At 62.1% G+C, this 3,725-nt stretch carries 7 protein-coding genes; all 7 read left to right on the forward strand.

Annotated features, from left to right (window positions below; translation table 11 throughout):
- Window positions 1–124: 124 nt before the first annotated feature.
- The 7 genes from BLS57_RS19460 to BLS57_RS19485 all read left to right on the forward strand — a co-directional run bounded on the left by BLS57_RS19460 (window position 125) and on the right by BLS57_RS19485 (window position 3,297).
- Window positions 125–340 (forward strand): hypothetical protein, encoded by a 216-nt coding sequence (locus BLS57_RS19460; RefSeq protein ID WP_088716850.1) that lies wholly within the window; start codon window positions 125–127, stop codon window positions 338–340.
- Window positions 337–546, forward strand: coding sequence for a hypothetical protein (locus tag BLS57_RS19465; RefSeq protein ID WP_093744245.1), 210 nt, complete (start codon window positions 337–339; stop codon window positions 544–546). Before BLS57_RS19460 ends, BLS57_RS19465 begins: the two co-directional genes overlap by 4 nt.
- Complete coding sequence (locus tag BLS57_RS19470; protein WP_093744246.1) at window positions 543–899, forward strand: hypothetical protein; 357 nt, start codon at window positions 543–545, stop codon at window positions 897–899. The genes BLS57_RS19465 and BLS57_RS19470 overlap by 4 nt, the downstream gene beginning before the upstream one ends.
- Window positions 896–1,060, forward strand: a complete 165-nt coding sequence (locus BLS57_RS19845; RefSeq protein ID WP_157903888.1) for a hypothetical protein — start codon at window positions 896–898, stop codon at window positions 1,058–1,060. The genes BLS57_RS19470 and BLS57_RS19845 overlap by 4 nt, the downstream gene beginning before the upstream one ends.
- A gap of 11 nt (window positions 1,061–1,071) precedes the next feature.
- The gene (locus BLS57_RS19475) at window positions 1,072–2,424 is read left to right on the forward strand and encodes a class I SAM-dependent methyltransferase (protein WP_093744247.1); all 1,353 of its coding nucleotides are present in this window, start codon (window positions 1,072–1,074) and stop codon (window positions 2,422–2,424) included.
- A 64-nt stretch (window positions 2,425–2,488) separates the two neighbouring features.
- Entirely contained in the window at window positions 2,489–2,689 is a 201-nt protein-coding gene (locus BLS57_RS19480) for a hypothetical protein (RefSeq protein ID WP_093744248.1), read from the forward strand.
- 266 nt (window positions 2,690–2,955) lie between these two features.
- On the forward strand, window positions 2,956–3,297 hold the full coding sequence (locus tag BLS57_RS19485; protein ID WP_093744249.1) for a hypothetical protein: 342 nt from the start codon (window positions 2,956–2,958) through the stop codon (window positions 3,295–3,297).
- The last annotated feature ends 428 nt before the right edge of the window (window positions 3,298–3,725 follow it).

Below are 3,725 nucleotides of genomic sequence, written 5' to 3' on the forward strand. Positions count from 1 at the left end.
CCCCTCCTGCCCTCGCCGGGAGGCAGGCTTTCAGGAGAGGGCCGCTTGCAGCGGTCCTCGCCAGAAACCCCGCCCCAATTTTCGGCACCAGACCGATAGGGCATCACCACAAGGAGGACGATTTATGTCCGCACGTCTTTTTTCTCTATGGTCCGAATATGACGGGCTGCCCGGCGCGGAAGTGGTCTATTCCGCCAACCCCGACCTGCTGCGCAAGATGGGCCGCGATCATCACGCAGCCGCCACGCACAAGCCCGATCTGCGCTTGCTCGATCCCGAGGGTAAAACCGTCGCAACGATGGATACTTGGGCAACTGACTGGACGGAGATGGGGGCATGAGTGCCCCCAACAACACCCCCGCCATTCAGGCAGAGCGCATCCTTGATGCACTGACCGCGCTCTATCCTGACGCCTCCGGCCATGTGGCCGATCTGATGGAGTATGCGCTTTGCGACCTGCGCCATCTGGCCGATCAGCATGTGATCTGTTTCGGCAGCACGGATCAGAAGGGGTATCGCACCTACCTTCAGGAGAAGGCCCAATGAAACCGCAGATTTCACTCATCGAGGGGCGGCACCTGACCGCCTCCGACAAGCGCAATATTCTGGCTTGCATCGAGTATCAGCGCGACAAGCATCCCGCCACATGGGGCGCGGATTGGCTGGGCCGAAAATCCTCACCCAAGCGTTACACCGTCGCGCCGATCCCTGAGACGCCGAACCGCTACGAAGTCCAAATCCGCGAGAACTATCGCAACGATTATGGCTGTCCTTGCGAGCGCACGGCCCGTCTTGTGATCGAGACCAAGGGTGTCGATCCCCTGCCCGACGCCAAATCGCACCCGGCTTGGGACAACGACGACCTTTTCGCAGCCATGCCTCGGGGAACCGAGGCATGAGCTGGCGCACCTTTGAGACCCGCGAACACCCCGACGACCTGCCCCGCGTCCACAAGGACGAGGCGACGGCATGGCGCTACGCCAGCCGCACCGGGCACGAGGTTTGGGAAGTGATCGAATACGGCCCGAACGCTGGCGAGCGGTTCCTGGGCCAAGGATGAAAGACGAGAACATGACATTTCACAGCGAATTTCCGAAGATTGGCGAAACCGACCAGAAGGACCACGGCGCACCGGCGATCCGGCGCAGTCTCTCCGAGATTGTCGCGGAGTATGATGCAAAGGCCGAAAGCATCCCCGGCGCCATCGGGGCTTTCAAGAAGGCCGAAACCGCGATCAATGCCGCCGCTTGCATCGGCGGCACCTACGGCGGGCGCGTCTTTGCGACCGATCCGAGCCTATACGAGCGCGACGTGCGCCTGACGCTCCTGCGATCCGCATGGAAACACGTCTACGAAGGCTTGAATATCGAGAACATCGCCAGCGCCAAGGACCGGCAACAGCTCGACTTGAAGCTGACCAACCCCCTGCCCTTCACCTTGGAAAATATCGCTGAGGTGTTCGGGAGCTATTTGCTCGATCAACGCTTTCACGTCCTCAAGGGGCTGGCCGAATGCTTCACCGATCTGGACCCGGCCTATAAGAGCCATTCCAAAGTGAAAATCGGCGTTGAGGGTCTGCCGAAACGGATCATCGTTTCCTATGTCACCGGCTGGAACAGTTGGGGCCGGGAGCGGGTGAAAGATACCCTCAACGCCCTGCGCGTCTATCGCAGCCAGCCGCGCTATACCTACCGCGAGTTTGAAGACACGATGGACGAGGCGCAGCGCCACGGCGAGGCTGATTTCTGCGGTGGCATCATCCGCGTTTTCAAGAATGGCAACGCCCACCTGATTTTCGATCCCGAGGGCCGAAAAGACATCAACCGCGCCCTGGCCGAGTTCTATGGCGAAGTGCTGCCCGACGCGCCAAACGAGGCCGAGGCGAAGCGGCCAAGCACCGAAGTTGCCCGCGATCTGCAATTCTATGCCAGCCCCCGGCCCGTGGCAGAAACCGTGATCGACGCCCTGCACCTCAGCGGCGGCGAGGAAATCCTAGAACCGTCCTGCGGCGACGGCGCACTGATGGACGAGCTGGCCCGGCGCAACGCCGATCTGCGCGAAAACCGGATGAGCCGGGCCGTGTCCGTCACCGGAGTTGAATACGACGCCGCCCGTGCCGATCTGGCCCGCGCGAAGGGCCATCACGTCATGACCGCGAATTTCCTTCAGGTCGCGCCCGATCCGCGGTTTGACAAAGTGGTCATGAACCCCCCTTTTTATGGGCGGCACTACAAGAAACACCTCGATCACGCGGTGAAATTCCTGAAGCCCGGCGGCTGTCTGGTCTGCATCCTGCCCGCGTCCGCCTACTACGACCACGGCACCACAATTGGCGACTGGCGCGATCTGCCCGTGGGCAGCTTCGCCAGCTCCGGCACGAACATCCCCACCGGATACTGTGTCTATTACAAGCCCCGCGCCTGATCGTCGGGCGGGCCTTCCGGCCCGCCCTTCCATCTAGTATTCTGGCTACAAAGGAATTTTCGACATGATGCAGAGCATCTATCTTCGCGCCTATCTGGCAGGCTACGCGGGCAGGCATATCCCCCGTTCGATCCGCCGCGTGTTCGCCGGCAGCGCGCTTCATCGCGCCTGGCTACTCGGGAGCATGGGCTTCTTTGAGCAGGACGGCATTCGCTACGGTCCCGCACACCCTTACGGAATTGGAACCGAGCCGGAGCGGGCCTGATGCCCGTCGATCTCGGGGCTTCAACCGTATCCCTCTTCGATTCAGGCTGGCGGCCAGCAGAGCGAACCGACCCGATCAAGGGCGATCTGGTTTAGCCTCTTTCATCTTCCTGAAAATATCCTCGGGGGAGCGCCGCTAGGCGCGGGGGCAGACAGCCCCCATGCCCTTCATCGCCAGTGCATCCCAGTGGCAGGAATCCGCCATTCAGTGATGCACTTTCTGTCTGCAATGCTATAATATTGCTGTGCAGCAGACGAGGAATTTCAGTGGCCGACAAGATCCAGCTTACCCCGAATGTCATCAGCGAGCAGGGCTTACGGCAAAGCCTGGAACATGGCGGCCAGCTCGAAATCGAATGCCGTGAACAGCCATTCCGCAAGGGGCCGAGCTGGCACGGCCTTTGGGTCATGAAGAGTGTCGATCCATCCGGCGATGTTCAGATGCTGGTGACTGCACGGATGGATGCCGCGCGGGGCGGGTTCAAGGTGAGAGAGTTCAAGACTGCGACTGGGATTATCTCTTTCCTTGCCGACTGCGGTTTCGCCGTCGCCTATTTCCCGCTTCGTGCCGGTGAAAAGACGACGCTGCGCCTTCAGCTTGCGGCCTGATCTATCATCGAAACCCTGGCCCCGCTTGCGCGGGGCTTTTCTTTTGCAGGCAACTCCCTTTCGGGACCGGGCTCTAGGCTCCGGCCGGCTGCACCGGCCTGCGCCCCGAGCCTCGCCCCCCTGCCCTCGTGCGGCCCGGGTGCGGCGCGACTTGTCTCTCCGAGCCAACCCGCACCGCGGCCGCATGTCGGTCAGCGGGCCGAGTCTCGGCCCTTCGGGTAACGATCCCTGTTGCGGGGGACGGCTCCGCCCTTTCATCTTCCTGAAAATATCCTCGGGGGAGCGCCGCCAGGCGCGGGGGCAGACAGCCCCCGGTCGCGTTAGCGGCCACTGGATCGACACGGGTTCGGAGATCCCCGCGCGAGCGCGGCGATCACACTGGCAGGGGGGATTCGGGCAAGCCGAACGCCCCCTGCATCCTTGGGCCA

Source organism: Sulfitobacter delicatus, from assembly GCF_900102535.1.
Lineage (GTDB): Bacteria > Pseudomonadota > Alphaproteobacteria > Rhodobacterales > Rhodobacteraceae > Sulfitobacter > Sulfitobacter delicatus.

Excerpts from the sequence above, each read along its gene's own strand:
- BLS57_RS19480 (WP_093744248.1), top strand. The coding sequence starts at position 2,489 with ATGATGCAGAGCATCTATCTTCGCGCCTATCTGGCAGGCTACGCGGGC.
- BLS57_RS19460 (WP_088716850.1), top strand. The coding sequence starts at position 125 with ATGTCCGCACGTCTTTTTTCTCTATGGTCCGAATATGACGGGCTGCCC.
- BLS57_RS19465 (WP_093744245.1), top strand. The coding sequence starts at position 337 with ATGAGTGCCCCCAACAACACCCCCGCCATTCAGGCAGAGCGCATCCTT.
- BLS57_RS19470 (WP_093744246.1), top strand. The coding sequence starts at position 543 with ATGAAACCGCAGATTTCACTCATCGAGGGGCGGCACCTGACCGCCTCC.
- BLS57_RS19475 (WP_093744247.1), top strand. The coding sequence starts at position 1,072 with ATGACATTTCACAGCGAATTTCCGAAGATTGGCGAAACCGACCAGAAG.
- BLS57_RS19845 (WP_157903888.1), top strand. The coding sequence starts at position 896 with ATGAGCTGGCGCACCTTTGAGACCCGCGAACACCCCGACGACCTGCCC.